19 protein-coding genes are annotated in these 16490 nt (G+C 62.3%); 1 reads left to right on the forward strand and 18 read right to left on the reverse strand.

The features are described from left to right. The first annotated feature begins 10 nt into the window (after positions 1–10). The gene (locus tag PVZ77_RS05595; RefSeq protein WP_273805837.1) at positions 11–736 is read left to right on the forward strand and encodes a GntR family transcriptional regulator; all 726 of its coding nucleotides are present in this window, start codon (positions 11–13) and stop codon (positions 734–736) included. Between the two features lie 43 nt (positions 737–779). Here PVZ77_RS05595 and PVZ77_RS05600 read toward each other — a convergent pair whose 3' ends face one another. From PVZ77_RS05600 to PVZ77_RS05685, 18 genes are all read right to left on the reverse strand, one after another. Then, positions 780–1484: a DUF5983 family protein gene (locus PVZ77_RS05600; RefSeq protein ID WP_273805838.1), complete on the reverse strand. Its 705-nt coding sequence runs from the start codon at positions 1482–1484 to the stop codon at positions 780–782. A 280-nt stretch (positions 1485–1764) separates the two neighbouring features. Next, a complete protein-coding gene (locus tag PVZ77_RS05605) occupies positions 1765–2124 on the reverse strand; it encodes a hypothetical protein (protein WP_273805839.1) in 360 nt (119 codons plus the stop codon). Between the two features lie 67 nt (positions 2125–2191). Continuing rightward, a complete protein-coding gene (locus PVZ77_RS05610) occupies positions 2192–2623 on the reverse strand; it encodes a hypothetical protein (RefSeq protein ID WP_273805840.1) in 432 nt (143 codons plus the stop codon). Between the two features lie 67 nt (positions 2624–2690). After that, positions 2691–3248, reverse strand: a complete 558-nt coding sequence (locus PVZ77_RS05615) for a hypothetical protein (RefSeq protein WP_273805841.1) — start codon at positions 3246–3248, stop codon at positions 2691–2693. Between the two features lie 73 nt (positions 3249–3321). Further along, positions 3322–3546, reverse strand: coding sequence for a hypothetical protein (locus PVZ77_RS05620; protein ID WP_273805842.1), 225 nt, complete (start codon positions 3544–3546; stop codon positions 3322–3324). Between the two features lie 51 nt (positions 3547–3597). After that, the gene (locus PVZ77_RS05625) at positions 3598–3765 is read right to left on the reverse strand and encodes a hypothetical protein (protein ID WP_273805843.1); all 168 of its coding nucleotides are present in this window, start codon (positions 3763–3765) and stop codon (positions 3598–3600) included. Between the two features lie 141 nt (positions 3766–3906). Continuing rightward, positions 3907–4377, reverse strand: coding sequence for an STY4534 family ICE replication protein (locus PVZ77_RS05630; protein ID WP_273805844.1), 471 nt, complete (start codon positions 4375–4377; stop codon positions 3907–3909). 103 nt (positions 4378–4480) lie between these two features. Continuing rightward, the gene (locus PVZ77_RS05635) at positions 4481–4711 is read right to left on the reverse strand and encodes a hypothetical protein (RefSeq protein ID WP_058778667.1); all 231 of its coding nucleotides are present in this window, start codon (positions 4709–4711) and stop codon (positions 4481–4483) included. 300 nt (positions 4712–5011) lie between these two features. Then, on the reverse strand, positions 5012–5137 hold the full coding sequence (locus tag PVZ77_RS05640; protein WP_255211781.1) for a hypothetical protein: 126 nt from the start codon (positions 5135–5137) through the stop codon (positions 5012–5014). 257 nt (positions 5138–5394) lie between these two features. Next, complete coding sequence (locus PVZ77_RS05645) at positions 5395–5814, reverse strand: hypothetical protein (RefSeq protein ID WP_273805845.1); 420 nt, start codon at positions 5812–5814, stop codon at positions 5395–5397. Between the two features lie 996 nt (positions 5815–6810). Further along, positions 6811–8835 (reverse strand): DNA topoisomerase III, encoded by a 2025-nt coding sequence (locus PVZ77_RS05650; protein ID WP_273805846.1) that lies wholly within the window; start codon positions 8833–8835, stop codon positions 6811–6813. Positions 8836–8943: 108 nt separating this feature from the next. Then, positions 8944–9381 carry a type IV pilus biogenesis protein PilM gene (gene pilM, locus PVZ77_RS05655; protein WP_273805847.1) on the reverse strand — a complete coding sequence of 146 codons (438 nt, stop codon included), beginning with the start codon at positions 9379–9381 and terminating at the stop codon, positions 8944–8946. A gap of 47 nt (positions 9382–9428) precedes the next feature. Continuing rightward, positions 9429–10487 (reverse strand): DUF4214 domain-containing protein, encoded by a 1059-nt coding sequence (locus tag PVZ77_RS05660; RefSeq protein WP_273805848.1) that lies wholly within the window; start codon positions 10485–10487, stop codon positions 9429–9431. A gap of 612 nt (positions 10488–11099) precedes the next feature. Next, positions 11100–12272: a shufflon system plasmid conjugative transfer pilus tip adhesin PilV gene (gene pilV, locus PVZ77_RS05665; RefSeq protein WP_273805849.1), complete on the reverse strand. Its 1173-nt coding sequence runs from the start codon at positions 12270–12272 to the stop codon at positions 11100–11102. Continuing rightward, entirely contained in the window at positions 12269–13201 is a 933-nt protein-coding gene (locus tag PVZ77_RS05670; RefSeq protein ID WP_273805850.1) for an ATPase, T2SS/T4P/T4SS family, read from the reverse strand. Before PVZ77_RS05670 ends, pilV begins: the two co-directional genes overlap by 4 nt. Before the next feature lie 7 nt (positions 13202–13208). Further along, a complete protein-coding gene (locus PVZ77_RS05675) occupies positions 13209–13763 on the reverse strand; it encodes a type 4 pilus major pilin (RefSeq protein WP_443218032.1) in 555 nt (184 codons plus the stop codon). A gap of 29 nt (positions 13764–13792) precedes the next feature. After that, on the reverse strand, positions 13793–14878 hold the full coding sequence (locus PVZ77_RS05680) for a type II secretion system F family protein (protein WP_273805851.1): 1086 nt from the start codon (positions 14876–14878) through the stop codon (positions 13793–13795). Next, positions 14868–16490: a GspE/PulE family protein gene (locus PVZ77_RS05685; protein ID WP_273805852.1), complete on the reverse strand. Its 1623-nt coding sequence runs from the start codon at positions 16488–16490 to the stop codon at positions 14868–14870. Before PVZ77_RS05685 ends, PVZ77_RS05680 begins: the two co-directional genes overlap by 11 nt.

Raw genomic sequence — 16490 nt, forward strand, 5'->3', positions numbered from 1 at the left:
TGTCGCCGCGATGAGCCAGGCGCTGTACAACGTAGTTGCCAACGACCTGCTGGAGGGCATCGCCTCCGGGCGCTATCCCGTGGGCAGCCTGCTGCCGACCGAACTGGAGCTGTGCGAGCATTTCTCAGTGAGTCGTCATACGGTGCGGGCCGCCATTACCCAATTGCAGCACCAGGGCTTAGTGTCACGACGCAAACGGGTTGGCACTCGTGTCGAGGCACCTCCTGCCAGCGGCTACACCCACGCCTTGCAGTCCATGGAAGACCTGGCCCATCTGGCGGAAACCCAAACCCGGGAAATCCGCGAGACCGAGCAGCTGGTGGCTGACCGCGACCTAGCCAGACGGCTGGGTCTGGAGCCCGGCGGACGCTACTGGCGAATTTCCAGCGTGCGCATCGACAACCAGCAGCGCGGCGCCCCGCTCTGCTGGACCGATGTTTACTACGACGAACGCTATGACCGGATCTATGCCCTGGCCGAGGCCAATCCGGGCCAGTTGATCGCCAGCCTTATCGAACGCCACTATGGCCAGCGTGTGGAGGAAGTGGACCAAGAGGTACGGGCTGTTCTCTTGACGCCTGAATTGGGCGAACGTCTGGAAGCACCTGCCGGTAGCCCAGCGCTGCGTATACTTCGCCACTATAGAGGGCATCGTGGCGAGCTACTTGTCTCGTCGGTGACTACTCACCCCGATGATCGCTTCACTTTTACGCTCAAGGTTAAGCGCTCAAGCTAATTGCGAATTTGAGGAAGGCGCCCGAAGGCGCCTTATAGGGGGGTTAGAACTGAGGCAGGCCTTCGAGCAGGCAGCCATTGGGATCAAGAATCAGGATCCTGACGTCGGCCTGGCCTGCCAGGCCGAGCACCCGTATGGTCTCCGGCATGAAGCCCTCTTCGTGTTGCTTGGCCTGCAGGGTCGACAGTCCGAACCCTTCCAGATTGTTCAGGTGCTCGTTCGTCCAAGGCGTACCGTGCAGCTTAAAGCCGACGGCATCGCTGTCCGGCAGGGTGAAGCACTCGAACATCAGCTGTTGGGTATCGGCGTGCTGCACCAGGTCCTGCAGCTCATCCCACTCGTCATCGGGCAAATGGGAGGAGGTGATCTCGAAGGCTCGACTGTAGACGCCGGTTTCGAACTGGATACGCTTGAGCAGGCCTTGGGCCCGTTCCAGCGTTTCCGTGTCGCCGAGGTGAAGCTCCTGGCCGTTCTCCATTGCCCGAACCGCGTAGACCACGGCACGTATCTGCCCGTTGGCCGAGTAGAGGGCGTGCTGGTCTTCCGTGACGTCACCGGGCTCTACAGCCACAGCATGGGTCTCGTTGAAAATGCAGTGGTGCCCTACCACCTGGTGGTCGGCTAGATCCTGCTGCTGTGCAGTGATCTGCCGGTAGCAGGGCTCGAAGTGCTCATCGTAAGTCACCAGCAGCTCACGGCGGACGTACAGATCTTGGTAGCCGCGAATGAAGGGATTGGTGGTGGTCATGGGGCTCTCCTCAGGAAGAGGAGCCGCCCAGAGGGTCGGCCCCTCTGGGTGGTGTGGTGGTTGATGGGGCTCAGTGGAGCTAGGGTTTAGGGGTGTTCCAGGTCCTTCGCGAAGAACATCGAGAGATCTTGGTGTTGGCAGGTGTTACAGGTCATCTCGCAGGTGTCGTCCCAGTCGGACTCAGCATCCTCGGGCGCATCAATGTCCGGTCGAGGTGGTATCACTCCCCCCTCAGCGGAGACGTCGGTAGAACCGCACTGCGGGCAGGTCCAGCACATGGCTATTCCTCCTCCGGGTAGTGCGGCCAAACGCTTCGCTGGGCCAGCTCGACGGCTTCACCGAAGCCGTTGGCTATGGTCATGTCTGCGATCAGCTCGATAGGGCTGTTCCCCCATACCAGCAGCATCACACCTTCGTGGCCAGCGGTGCTTTCTGATAGGAAGCGCAGCTTGGCCAAGTCGGTTTCCGCCGCGTGCTTGGCGATCTCCTCAGCGGACCAGATGGCATGGATAGGCTCCCAGGCCTCGCCATCCCACAGTTCAGTGGCACGCCATCCTTGGCGTTGTAGATCGGTCAGGACGGCTACCAGGCCGTGGTGTTCGGTTACCGCCTGGGCGGTGGATGTGGACGAATTGTTCATTGAAGACTCCTCGGACGAGGAGCGGCCCAGAGGGTCAGCCCCTCTGGGTAGGTGGATAAAAGTGAAGCTAGATGTGCAGCAGGTCCTGCAGGTCAACAAGCCCTTGGGTAGCTCGCATCAGAAGGGTCTGAACACGAATCTCGGGCTCCTCAGCGAAGCCGGGGTAAAGCAGCTCGGCGATGTAGTAGTCGCGTCCCTCAAGTACTCCCCGGACATCCACGACCCGTAACGGCGGCGCAGCGTGCTCAGGGTCGGTCAGGAGGCGAATCCGCTCGAAGCGGGTCAGGTAGGACTCGAACTCATCCGTGGACATCAGGATGTAGAGGTGCAGCGGGCGACCGTCATCGTCCAGCTCGCTGCCGAACGAATCGAACGACAGGGAGAAAAACAACCGCGGCTTGAGTCCCTGGGCGCGAAGCGTCGAGAGGCCTGTCTGGGCTTCCCGGAGGCTTGCTGCACTGCTGTGAATGGCGTTGCCGACAATCAGATGGTGAGGCATAGCGAAGATCCTGATATTGGCAGACAGCCGCCCCCAGGGGACGGTGTCCCCGGGTGGGAGGGTGAGATCAGGCGCTTAGCAGTGCACGGACGTGCGGCCGCCAAGCTTTGTGGACCAGCCGGCCCTTGAGTAGGTCAGCGTCGGTGTCTAGCAGTCGAGAGGTACTGAAGTTGTCCCAGCCGTGTTGGAACGCAGAGCGCGATCGCAACAGCTGGATCTGAGCCAGCACCACCTTCTCTTCCTCGGCCGTACGGCAGGGGTCAATCCAGTCGATGCGGCGGCTTTCACGATCTACCTTGCCCACCATGACCAGGTGGCCATGGCGATCGGAAACGGAGATCCGTTTCGGGTAGAAGTCGAGCGCTGCTGCAGGTGTTGGATAGCGGTCTTGTCGGACTGCCTCCAAGGCGATGGGCAGGATGTCATCGAGCAGGCCGCACTGGCCGAGCTGGACGTAGCCATCGATGTGGAAGGTGCCACGACCGGAGTCTTCGAAGCGCTCCATCGACCCGTGCAGGGTAATGGTGAATTGCCGCTCGAAAAGGTCTTGGCGAAGAGACGTACCAGGTGCGTACGGGTTGCTGACGAAAGCCTGGCCTTCGAAGTGTTGAATAATCAAATCCATGATGCCTCCAACGTCCTGGGATTCATCATGCCCTCACGGGATGATGAATCCCTTAAGGGTAGATTTCAGTTCGTCAGATGCCCAGCGAATGCCGAGTCCACTTGCCTGAGTTAAGTGCGCTTTCTGCGGCCTTGTGGCTGCGGAAGTATTCGCTCGACTCGCGACTGAAGGGCATGCCCTCATCGTCCACGGTGCCGAGGTAGAAACCGCGGCGGGACTGCAGGACCTGCAATGGGTAGTTGTGACCGGCATCGTCGAGGTCGAACTTGCTGTGAGCAGGTACGGTATCGGTAGCCATAGGGCCTCCAAAAGACAAAGGCGCCCGAGGGCGCCTATAGGGTGTGGTCAGTCAGGCCTGGACGCGGTCAGCGCTGGTGGCGTTCATCTCGAACAGAAACCAGGCGTTGTCGCAGAACAGGTCGCTGCTCAGCAGCTCTTCGGTGACGTCGTCATAGGAGACTTCGGCAACGATGGGCAGGGCGGGCAGCTCGGACTTGATGGTGACGATGACTTGCATGATGGGCTCCAAAATTCAGCTAATGGAGATCACCATGCCCCGGTCCGGGGATGGTGCCCCCGGATGGGTGTGCGAAGAGAAAGGTGGCAAAGCCTGGGTAGAGCAGGGGCGCCCGGTGGGCGCCTGGAAGAACTGGGTGAATCAAGCGGCCGATTGGTCGCTGTCATCCCCTTGATCCGTACCTTGCTGCTCAGCCGGGGCTGCGTCGCGCGGTTTGGCTTCGTAGACGAACTCACCTTCCACTTTGATCCAGCCGATGTACAGGAGGCGACCTTTCAGGCTTGCGCCGTGTTGTCCCTGCTTCGGTCCGGAAGAGTAGGTGAAGGGATCAGCCCAGCAATCACCGATGCGGAAGGACACGAGGACCTTCTTCTCAGCGTTGACGGCTTCAATGCAACGACGAACCAGCTTTTCAGCTTCGGTGCCGACGACATTGCAGTCGATGTAGCGGTATTCCACCGCTTCTTTGCTGCCGCACAGAGCTGCTACGGTGACGGCCAAAAACGGCTTGGCGCCTCTGCCTTTGGGTTTCACTTCGCGGATGCGGTTGAGGTAACCGATACCGGTGGTGTGCAGGTCGAAGTATTGGCTTTCGTTGGCTTGGTTGCTCATGGTGTATCTCCAGTTTCAATAGGTGAAAACGGAGAACACCTTGCCCGGGAGGGGAAGAGTATTCCCCGCGTGGGTGGGTGTAGCCAGAAAGGGTGGTGCCAGGTCAGTGCATGAACTTGAACGCGGTCAGCATGACGCCAACAGCGGCCGAGAGCATGACGCCCATGCGGATGGTGAGCTTGAGTTCGAGCTCGGACTTGAGCTGTGCCAGATCAGCTTTGGTAGCCAGCTGGGTTTGCATTTCAGTCTCCAGAGCATCGACAACAGCAGTTGCTTTGTCTTCCGAGACATCGATGGAACGCAATGCCTGGTACAACGCTAAACCGCTTCTCATAGAAGGTCTCCAGGTTTTGACGGAGACCGGCCCTGACGGGTAGTCCCGTCGAGGGTGGGTGGAAGGTGCATTCATCAACCGGGGGTGCCGGTCAATCGTTCGCGCTACCGAATGCTTAGCGAACTTGGGTTTGGATCAATGCGCTTGGAGCGCATCGCAGTCGTGAGATCCGAAACTGCCTGGGGCATGTTGCTGACAACGTCAGCGGCATACACCCTCAGAATGTTCAGGGCCGTATCGCTTGTCAATACCCCTGAAATGAAAAAGCCCTCCAGAGGAGGGCTTTGGTAGAGCGGTGCATCAATGCGAGCGGATCAGCTTCAATGCCTTGTGTTTGACGTTGGGCCAGTCTAGCCAGACAGGTGTGCCAACACAGACGACCAGCAGCACTGACAACATGGTGATCCCAAAGGCGGTCTGACTCATGTCATTCCTCCGAGGTGAAGTAGATGCCTACGAGCCAGATTATAACACCTGCCGCTATGGCGTAAGCCGTTAGCAGCCGATGATCGCTCAGGAAGACACCCACTAGACCAGCGGCTACCGAGGTAGTGCCGATCTTGCGAAGGTCTTCAGCGGCCGCAGCCAGTTTCTTTGAGGTCATGGTTTTCCTTGATCAAGGGGATGAAGTCAGGAAAACCGCCCTGACGGGAGGTTTCCCGACAGGGGGGGTGAGGTGTGAATCAGCTGGCCATCGCGACCTCAGGGTCGAACGGGGCGATCAGCTGGTCCAATGAGCCCGGACGCAACGCGCGGGGCGCTGGCGACTGGACGGGCTCAGTGACAGAGGCGGCAGCCTTGGGTTTGCGCGGCTTGCGCTCGCGCTTTGGCTTTTCAGGCTGGGCTTCCTGGGTGTTTTGCTTGAACCAGGTGTTGAGGTCGATCGCGTTGCGGCGAACGAGCGCCGGCACGTGATCCATCTCATCGAGCACCGCAGCCGATACGATCGGTTGCGGAAACTCGACTACACGACGTTCAGCCGGTGCTATGGACGGACGCGCAGCACGTGCCTGGGCTTGGGCATTACGCACGGAGCGAATGATTTCACGCAGGGCAGTACCGACGGATTCGCCAAAGCGGTAGCTCAGGGTAGGGGTGGTCATGGTGTTTCTCCTGCAGGTGAGTAATGCGGAGAAACACTGATCCCGGGCGGGGGAGTGTGTCCCCGCTGGGTAGGTAGAGCAGATGTGTGAGGTGCCTCCATCAACCGGTAGAACCGGTCAACCGTTCGCGCCTCCGGAAGCTTGGCGAACTATGGGTTCGGATCGACGTGGGTGGCCACGTTGCAGTCTTGAGATCCAGAGCTGCCTGGGCATGTTGCTGACGACGTCAGCGGAACATGGGGCAATCATCGGAGGCGGCGGATAGGGCTGTCAAGCGGAAGGAGGGCAGAGCAGGGCGGGAACGGAAGCGACGGTGGAGCGAGGAAGGGGATAGTAGGAGAAACGCGCCAGGCGCAGCGCTGGGTCTAGCAGCAAGGCGCCTTGGCGAGGGTGAGGCTAGTGGAGCTCAAGAGAAAGATGCCACCTGTGAGCGTGAGCATCGGCACTGGTGGTCCCTGGGCATTGACCTACCGTCCTGATGATCGTCGCATTCACCCGACCCGTTATCGTGGCTAGGGCCAGTAATCGCAAGGCACGCATCCGCGCACAAAGGGATCCCATTTTTGCGCCGGCGGGCACCGGCAGAGAGGAGGGCTACCCGAGGGGTAGCCTCGTCCACCAGGCAATGCCGAGAGGACCAGGCTACCCTTCGAATGCAGCTGAAGGAGAGGAACAGTGTGGGCCAACACACCAGGTTGGCCCGAAGTACAGTGTGCACCGAACCTTCTGTGAGCCCTATGTGCCTGTAAACCCGCTTATCACGAAGTTAGACGGCTGCGTGTCAGCTGCGGAGCAGGGAGACACAGGGAGAGCATCACGCAAAGATCTACACGCCCTACCCGATGCTTAGCGTGCTCTTGGGGGTGGAGCTTCAGGACCAGGTCGAGAAACTCCGGGGTTGCCACTGATGACCGCCAGTGCGCGAGCGGGGTGGAACGCTTGCATTATGGGGCTGTTACCGTGACAAAGGCAAGAAAGCTCCCGCCGGCCTCGAGCCTACGTGGAAGCGCTGCTGCGCTTGGCTTTTCCTGGGCCGCCCTTGCCTTTCCCTTTTGACGTTTCGATGTTCACCAGGCCCTTGCAATCGGGGTAGCGCAGGCAGGACCAGAAGTCGCCGCTCTTACCCTTTCGCTGCGCCATCTTGCCCTGGCAGAGCGGGCAGGACGGACCCTCCGGGACCTTGATTTGCAGTGTGGTCTGGCGGTATTGGGCGACCAGCTTGCCGATCCAGGCGCCTTGCTTAGCGATGAAGTCATCCAGCTGCATGGTGCCGGCCTCGATCATGTCCAGGGCCTGCTCCCAGATAGCGGTAGTGCCCGGGTCGGCCACTGCCGGGGGCACCGCGGCGATCAACGAGACGCCGGCGTCGGATGCCCGCACTGCCTTGCCCTTCTTGAGCAGGAACTGACGATCGATCAGCCCCTGGATGATGCTGGCCCGGGTGGCCTCGGTGCCGATGCCGGTGGTTTCCTTGAGCTTGGCGGCCAGGCGCGGGTCGGTCACCAACTTGGCCACGGTCTTCATCGCCTTGATGAGATCGCCTTCGGTGTAGGGCTTGGGTGGTTGCGTCTGCTGCGCCTTGAGCTGAGCCTGCTGCACTTTGGCGCGGGAGGCGTTCTGCAGCGGCGGCAGGATCTGCGAGCGGTCCTTCTCCTTGCTGTCCTCATCCTCCTCAGCTGCAGGGGCGGCCTGGAACAGCGTTTTCCAGCCAGGCACGACGATCCGCTTGCCCACCGCCCGCAACGCCACCTGGTTGCAGTCGAAATCCGCCACCGTCCGGTCGAACTCGTGGTGGGGCATGAACTGGGCGAGGTAGTGCGCGCGGATCAGGCTGTAGACAGCACGTTCCTTGTCGCTCATTGCCGCCAGGTTGGCGGGCTCCAGCGTCGGAATGATGCCGTGGTGCGCGGTGATCTTGGCGTCGTTCCAGGCACGCGAGCGCTGCGCCGGATCGATGCTGGCCAGCGCTGAGGCAATGGACGGGTCCGTGCGCCGGATGGCCTCGAGCACGGCGGGCACCTCCGGCAGCATGCTGGTGGGCAAGTAGCCGCAGTCGGTCCTTGGGTAGGTCGTCGCCTTGTGCGTCTCATACAGCGCCTGCGCGACGTTCAGAGTCTCCTGAGCTCCGAGGCCGAGCTTCTTCGAGCAGATCTCCTGCAGCGTGCCCAGGTCGAAGGGCAGGGGTGCCACCTCCTTGACCCGCTCGGTCTCGACCGACACCGCAATGGCGGTAGATCCCGCAGTGAGGCGTGCCTGCGCAGCCTGGGCATGGCGCTGGTCCAGGCAGCGCCCCTCGTCATCGGTGATGTCGCGGGCAGGTCGCCATTGGGCGGTGAAGGCCTGGCCGTTGGCGGCCAGCAGTACGTCCAGGCTCCAGAACGGCACCGGGACGAAGTGGGCGATCTCCCGATCACGGTCGACTACCAGGCGCAGCGTAGGCGTCTGCACCCGTCCTACCGACAGCACCCCGCTGTAGCCGGCCTGGCGGCCGAGGAGGGTGAACAGCCGGGTGAAGTTCATGCCGATCAGCCAGTCTGCCCGGGAGCGAGCCAGCGCCGAGTGATACATGGAGAAGGTTTCGGCCCCGGGCTTGAGGCTCGCCAGGGCCTGGCGGATCGAGGCGTCGTTGAGCGCCGAGAGCCACAGTCGCTGGACGGGGCCGCGGTAGCCGCAGTGCTCCAGCAGTTCGCGGGCGATCATCTCGCCCTCGCGATCGGCGTCGGTGGCGATGACCAGTTCGGTCGCTTCCTTGAGCACCGCCTTGACCGCCTTGAACTGGCTGCTGGTCTTGGGCTTGATCTCGACCTTCCAGTTCGCAGGCAGGATCGGCAGCGCTTCCAGGGACCAGGCTTTGAGCTGCGGATCGTAGGCCTCGGGTGGCGCCTGTTCCAGGAGATGGCCGATCCCCCAGGTCACCACCACACCCTGACCGCGAATGCAGCCCTCACCGCGCCCAGTGGCGCCGAGCACCCGGGCAATGTCCTTGCCCTGGCTGGGCTTCTCGCACAAAAACACACGCATGGGATTCCCCTGTAGATGGCCGAGTGGCCTACAGGGGAACCGTGCCTGGAGCAGCATGAGACGTCAGCGCGGAACCGCATCTGGCTCAGGAACGGTTGGGCGAAGTCGCTACTGATAGGCGAGTGCTGAGCCGTTGGGAATGGTTGGGGGGACTACGACACCCATGTTGCCGCTGATGGGACTCTGCAGTGTGCTGGCTACTACCGTGCCGATAGCTTGAGACTGGGTCAGGTCGACCATCTTGCTGACCAGGCCATTGGGCGGCGTGGGGTAGTAGGTGAAGCTCTGGCCGGCGTTCACATAGCCGGAGACGTTCGGCAGCTTGCGGTACCAGGTAGGCAGTGCCAGGACAGAATCGGCCGGCGCGCCGGTGACGGTCGGATTGGAGTGCGCGTACTCGGCCAGGGCATTGCGATAGGTGAGGAGGTTGTAGGCGATCGCCGAGACGTCAGCGCGGGCCTGAGTTTGCTCAGCGTTGTCCTGCAGGTAGAAGAGCGAGGCGGAGCCGGTGAGAGCCAGGAAGGCCAGCAGCCAGGTGAAGTTCATCGGAGCTCCAGAAGCGGGCCATGCTGGACATGGCCCGTCGTCGCAGCCTAGGCGTAGGCCACAGCGTGGTCAGCGGTGACGCCAGTCAGGGTGATCGTGTCGATCTCGGCGGCCTTAGGCATGGCTGCCTGCAGGGCTTCGATCTTGGTGAGCGCGTTGCTGGCATTGGTGACGCCGCTCAAGACGCCCGACAGATCGACGCTGCCGCCATCCCGGTTGAGCTGGGCGGCGTACTTGGCTACCGAGATCCGGGCCTGGACATAGGTGGCATCGCTCTGATGCTCCAGCGCTGCCTGCAGGTAGGTGGCCAGGAAGTTGTCCCTGGGCGAGCCGTTGTTCAGGTCGTTCACCCACCAGGACTGCCCAGCAGCGTCAGGCCCACGGCCCAAGACGTTGTTGTAGAGGTAGTCGACGTAGGCGCTGTTGCTCATGCTGCTGCCCTTCTCGCCATTCTGCGAGCCGGCGGTATACATGGTGGCGGTGATCTCTTGGATCGCAGCGGTATTGCTCAGTCCTTTGGAGGACAGCGCCGCCAGGTCATGCGCCCAGTAGTTCAGGCCGGCGAAGTCCGGAGCGCGGCTGAACGATGCAACATAGACGCCTACCAGGAAGTCGGCTTGTTCAGTTGTAATGCCAGAGAAGCTCAGGCTGGCCGAGGGCAGGCCCGATCCGTCGAAGTGAGGGATGTTCTGTTTGATCTGATCGATTGTTGGAGCTGGAGTCTTCTGTTCTGTAGCAACTAGCCCAGTGGTGAAATCGGTGCGGCTAAGCGACCCAGAATTGATTTGATTGACCAGGTCTGTCTTCGTTTGTGCTGTTGCCGAAGGATACAATGCATCAACAATCAAGTTGGCGGGAATTGAGTTGACGAAATTTGTAGGGTCTGCGACGTCCGCCATAGAAGGGAAGTAGCCAGGAAAGATCTTGGCGTAAGCAGCAAGGTCATAAATTACTGCCTGCATGCAAAGGGCATATGCTTTTTCAAATCCCTGCAAAGGCAAGATCTCATCAAAGCTTTCGAGAATCGACGATTTGAGCTGCGGATAGGATGAGAGATATCGGTCGTACGCATATCCGATGTTAGAGCGTGCTTCTACTGAGTTCATGACTGCTTCCTATTAACTCACTGAACTTGGCAATACTTTCCGGAGCCCACAATGTAGGTGGCCCTAACACCTGAGCCGTAGCGGCCGTTAGCAGCATTTTGGCATTCATTGTTTGCCCGGTCTATACCACCTTGGCCACCTTCGTCGTTTTGTTGTGCCGCGTTAGCAATGACAGGTTGCATCGATCGCCATGCATAAGCGTAGCCAACGGATGTGGACTTTCCTTGTAACTCGCCAAGCCAATAGTTATAGCCGCCTACGTCAGGACACCGGCGCGCACGCCCGAAGTTTGTATAAGTGCCAATTAATTGGCCTCTATAAGTATCAGGTACTTGCGAGACGTTGTAATAACCAGGATCACCGGCACCGCAAATCATTGCCGTCAAAGGGAATGAGTCGCCAGGCGATGGTCCCGGCGGCGGCGGGGGTGGCGGTGGCGTCGGCGGGATCCTGCAAGGCTGCCAGCCGGTGCCCTCGTCGCAGGTGACCTTCTGCCAGGTCAGGCCACCGCCCGAGCTAGGCGCACTCGGCACCTCGGTCCACACTTCTGCTGTGGCAAAGCCTGCCCACACCAGAAGCGTCAGCCCAGCAGCCCAGGCGTTCGTGATCCGCCTACTTGCAGACATAGAGCACCCGCTGGGCATCGAAGGCGAGGGAGCCGCCCCCTGTGCTCGTACAGGTCCCGCCGGCGGACACGGCCTGGTTGTACCAGCGCACCGGACGTACCCACACGCCGTTCTGGCAGGCCAGACTGAAGCCGGCAGCGTCGCGGGCGAGCAGGCCCGAGGTCTGGCAGCTCGCGCCTTCCGTTGCCGCCTGTCCCAGCAGCAGGTATTCCCCCACTTGAGTTCGACCATCAGAGGCTAGGGTGCCGCCCCGAATCTGCCCCGCGGTGTAGACGCTCTTGTCGCCATAGGCCCGAACGAAGTTCGAGTCGCTCATGTACCAACCACCGCCCCATTTCTCGCTGTACCAGCCACCGTTTTCCTTCGTCCTGATCCAGCCGCCGATCCGCGCGTCGTTGGTGATCTCGGCGTTGTCAGCCGTGAGCTTGGCCGAGGCGGTGATGTTCTTGCCGTAGATGTCACCAGTGGTCTTGATGTCCTTGGACGCCGTAATGGCACCGGCATTGACGATGTCCTGGGTGCCCATGTCTAGGGCGGTGTTCATCCGGTTGAGCTCGGGATGGTTGGGCATGGCGTTGCGGTAGAGGTAGTCGTTGGCCAGGGTGCCGTCCTGGAGGAACAGCGCGCTGGCCACGTGCCCGGCGCCGGGGCTGGTGCCGTAGTTGGACAGGGCTACCTGCCAGCCTCCTCGAATGCCCTGGACCACCCCTGTTGTGTCGTTGGCGATGAAGCCGCCCGGGGCGCCGAGGTTCTCGGCGAGCTCCCGGGCGCCGATCTCGTCCAGCGTCTGGCCGCCCTGGGTCAGCACCAGGGATTCGAGCTGGTTCGCTGCTGGCTTGCGCGCCAGGACGACAAAGGTCTGGCCGAAGACGTTGGTGTCGGCGAACCCCGTAGGGAGGTAATTGGTGTTGCGCAGCATGGCCACGGTGATCTGCGCCGGCGTGGTCGCGCCGGCCGAGGCTGACACCGCCGTGAAGTTGTCCTTCAGGTACTTCGCCGCGGCGTCGGCCACCTGCTGTTGCTGCTGGGCGGCGATCTGGTAGTTCTGCGAGTCCATCCGCTTGGCCATGAGCTCGATGCCCATGGTGGTCATCAGGGCCAGCGCGACCAGCCCGAACAGCATTTCCACGGCGATGAAGCCACGCGAGCGGATCATCATGTCCAGTAACTCCTCTGAGATTGCTGCTCGGCTTCCTGGTCGAGCTGCTGGATGCGGTTGGTGCGGATCTTTTCGCGGATGGCGGGGCCTTCATCGGCGGTCAGCAGCAGGCTGCGGACCTTGAGCGTCGAGATGCCACCCTGGGTACCCAACGCCTGCACCATGACGGCCACCAAGCCCTGGGCGAGGATCGCTCGGGCATTGGGGATCTCAGGCTCTGCCAGTTCCGCGATGCGCTCCACCGCCTGGGCGATGGAGCCGGCGTGCAGGGTGGCGATGATGAAGTGGCCGCTGATGCTCGCGCGTACCGCCTGGGCCGCCGTGGGGGTGTCGCGGATCTCGCCGATCAGCAGGAGGTCGGCCCCGGTACGCAGGGCGCGTATCAGTGCCTCCTCGTAGCCCTGCTGGCGGGTCACTGGAATCTGGATGCAACGCCCGGCGCCGTGCGTGCCGTGAAGCGCCGTTTCCGGCGGATCCTCGACGGCCAGCGCGAAGCCGCCGTGCCGCGCAAGCCTTGCAGCCAGCAGCGACGCCGCGCTGCTGGTCTTGCCGGTACTCATCTCGCCGCAGAACAGCACCAGGCCCCGGGTGGTCGGGGCCAGGAGCGCCTCGACCACCTCGTTGGCATAGCCGAGCATGGGGAAGGCGCGGAGGCAGGCATTGGACTTGCGCAGCACGAAGACGCTGTCGCCGTAGGCATCGGGGATCTGCGTCACCCGCAGGACCACGTTGTCCTCGAGCACCGAAAACTCCGGCTGGTGGTCCTGGGCGAAGCGCTGCAGGCAGCGCTCGCGCAGCGCCTGCAGCTCCTCGACCCAGCTGGCAGGCGCCTCGACGCGCAGGGCTGCCGCGCCGGCCAGGCCCTTCACGTCACTGAAGGACTTGCCCAGGTAGAGATCCACGAACTGCGCCTCGCTGATCAGACTCATGGACCACTCAGTACACGGTCCAGGCGAGGGTGTTGCCCGTGTCCTTGCTGCAGCCCGAGGTGGCGGCGGCGGAGTCGACCTCGCCGGTGATGGCGGTGCCGCTGTTGATCGCAGTGGTGGCCTTGGAGCCCCGGCTCATCTTGCTGGCCAGGCTGATGCAGGCGTCCTGCGGCAGACCGTTCTCGGTTACGGTGAAGGTCATGCCGTTGCTGACGACCGTGACCGACCCGCCCCAGGCGTTGTACAGCGCGCCACTGGAGATCGACATATTGGGTACGCCTTTGACGGCGATCAGCTGCGGAACCAGGTTAGTACTGGAGGCCCCGTAGCCGGACATTCCTTTGAGCTTGCGGGTGTTGGCGATCAGCTGGCCGATGTTGCCCTGTTCGTTGCCCACATCGGAGGTGCCCATCAGGGCGCTGCCGTTGAACAAGGCGTAGCCCACGCCGATCAGCGCCACCAGGAGGACGAACATCATCTCGATGGACATGTAGCCGGCTTGCCGGCGGCGGGTAGACGTAGAACGGGTGATGCAGACAGCGGAGGGTTCGGGGTACTGCATGGCGATAACCTCGGGGTGGATGAAAGGGGTCAATGTGCGGCCGTAGCGCTACCGGTCAGGCTGTAGGTCCCGATCATCACGAGGATCATCAGGCAGCCAATCAGGATGGTGGAGACGGTGCTGAGGGACTTGGTCATGCCGGCGACCTGCTTGAGCGAGGTCTCCAGCCAGCGCAGGCTGTAGCGGTGGATCGCGGTGGCGAAGCTGCCGGTGGTCGAGAGCGCGACCAGGAACTGGATGGCCATCGGGTCAGGAAAACCATGCCCGGCCAGCTGCAGGGCGACGCCGAAGTTCTTGCCTTGACGGACGCCGTAATGCGCCGCCACCAGGCGCTCGCGCAGCCAGGGGTTGGCGCCCTTCATCAGGATCTCCAGCGCCTCGAGCTGGTTGATGTTCGAGCGCAGCATGACGGCCATGTTGAGCAGGAAGGTCGAGCCGTGCAGGGACTTGTAGATCGACCAGGGCGGCAGCACTTCCAGCGGCCGGCGCAGCGGGCCGGTCAGATAGGGCAAGCTCACCAGGCTGAGTACGATGACGACCACCGCGACGATCAGCGTCAGCAGGCCCCAGTCGTTGACGTAGGTGGCCAGGTGATAGAGCAACGCGGAGGCACCGGACCAGTTTTCAGGATCGGATGCCCGCTTCATTGCCGGGATGACCCGCGCAGCGATGACGTGCAGCAGGTAGGCCATCAGCGCCCAGGTGATGACGGGGTAGAAGGCCGCGCCCAGGATCAGCGAGCGCATGCGCTGGCTGGCCTCGATCATCCGTACGGCGTCGTGGAAGGCCTGGATCAGGTTGCCCGAGCGCTCGCCAGCGCCGACCACGGCGCGCTCCTGATAGGGCATCCACCCCTCGCAGGCCTCGGCCAACGACTGGCCGTTGCGCACGCCTTTGCCGATCCCTTGGCAGGCCAGGGCGATCGGATGGCGCGCCTTGCGTGACTTCTCCCGGTAGATGGCGCCCACGCGCTCCAGCGCCTGGTCCAGATTGATGCCGTTCTCCAGCAGCGCTACTAGGCTTTCGTAGCACTGAATCCGCTCCTTGGCGCCAAATTGCTTGGCGTGCCAGGTATCGCTGAAGCTGCTGAAGGCGTCCAGGATTTTAGCCAGCATGATCAGCGTCCTCGCCGGCAGCGTGCTCGAGCACGTAGCGGTCATTGTCCAGGGGGCCCACGACCTTCTCCGCCATGACCGGATCGACCAGGCCCTCGGCAATTTTCATCAGGGTATGGCGCAGCTTGGTGACGCCCCCTAGCTCCTTGACCCAGTAGTTGCGGGCCTCGGAGGCGCCCTCGTCGCGGAAGACCTGCATGAAACGGTGGGTCGGCAGCAGGATCTCGGCGACCACCGTACGGGTGACGATGCCCAGGCCGCGGCAGTGGTCGCAGCCATCGCCCAGCAGGTGGACGTTCTTGAGCGGAATCAGGCTGGCCAGACGCTCGAACAAGGCGCTGTCGATCCTGCCGCGCGAGGCCGGCGAGCTCAGGGGGATCCGGCAGTGCGGGCAGAGCACGGGCACCAGGGACTGGTTGATGATGCCGGTGGTCAGCGCGGGGTCGGTCGCGAGGCTCTGATCCACACCAAGGTCGACCAGGCGCTGCAGGCTGGCGATGGCGTTGTTGGTGTGCAGGGTGGACAGCACCAGGTGACCGGTCATGGCGCCGCGATAGGCAGCCTTGGCCGATTCCAGGTCACGCATTTCCCCGTACATGAGGATGTCCGGGTCCAGACGCATGCTGTTGGTGATGGCGTCGGCCCAGGTTTCGTCGGCGCCAAGCGCGGTCTGGTTGGCGTTGATCGGATACTCAGGCGGATCCTCGACGGTGAGGATGTGCTTGGTCTCCTGGCACTCCTCGGCCATGAGGTTGATCATGACCTGCATCGACTTGGACTTGCCCGATCCGGTGGGACCGGTGAAGAGGTTGATCCCATAGGGCAGGGTGCGAACACGCTGCAGCAATTCACAGTGCTCGGGCAGAAAGCCCAGGTCTTCCACGCTGCGTTTGGTCTGGTCGTCGTACAGCAGGCGCAGCACCATCATCGGGCCGTCCGCTTTGGGACGGGTGGCGACACGGGCCCCGAAGAGGCCTAGCTGGTCGACGAAGCGGCGGCTGACGCGGGCATCCTGCTTGGTCTCGGGCTGGTAATGCTCCTCGGAGACGTCGCACATGGAGTTGTACAGCGCCGAACACAGCTCCAAGCCGATCGATGTCGGAATCTCGCTGTAGTTGGTCATCCGGCCGTGTTCGCGGAAGCGAATCTTGGTGATCTCGTGACCCAGTAGGAAGTGGATGTCGGAGACTCCGCGCTGGTGGGCGATGCCCATGATGCGGATCACCTCCAGCTGACGCTGAGTGCTGTTGGCGCCGGCGGCTGCCAGGCCGGTGCCTGTGCGCTGCTCGGCGTCATACAGGCTCTTGATCACGCTCATCGTCACCAGCTTCACGGTGAAGTCGACGCCAGCTCGCTCCAGGCGATCCATGAAGGCCAGGACATAGGCGTCGGTCTGGTGAGCCTGAGACAGGTACAGCTCATCTCCTGCAGTCAGTGCGCAGAGCTGCCGTAGATCAGCCGTAAGCGCCCAGCGGCCCCCGTCGACAGTCAGCAGCTCACGATCGGCGCCGGTGGCGGCCGCATGCAGCTGCCTGGCGGTTTCCTCCGGCGTGACCAGCGTAGGCCGGGGCTTGGGCTCCTGGTCTTCTAGCGAATGGATGACGCTGCTCAT

The sequence above is a fragment of the Pseudomonas sp. SHLD1 genome (assembly GCF_028640935.1).
In the GTDB taxonomy this organism is placed as follows: domain Bacteria; phylum Pseudomonadota; class Gammaproteobacteria; order Pseudomonadales; family Pseudomonadaceae; genus Chryseomonas; species Chryseomonas aestiva.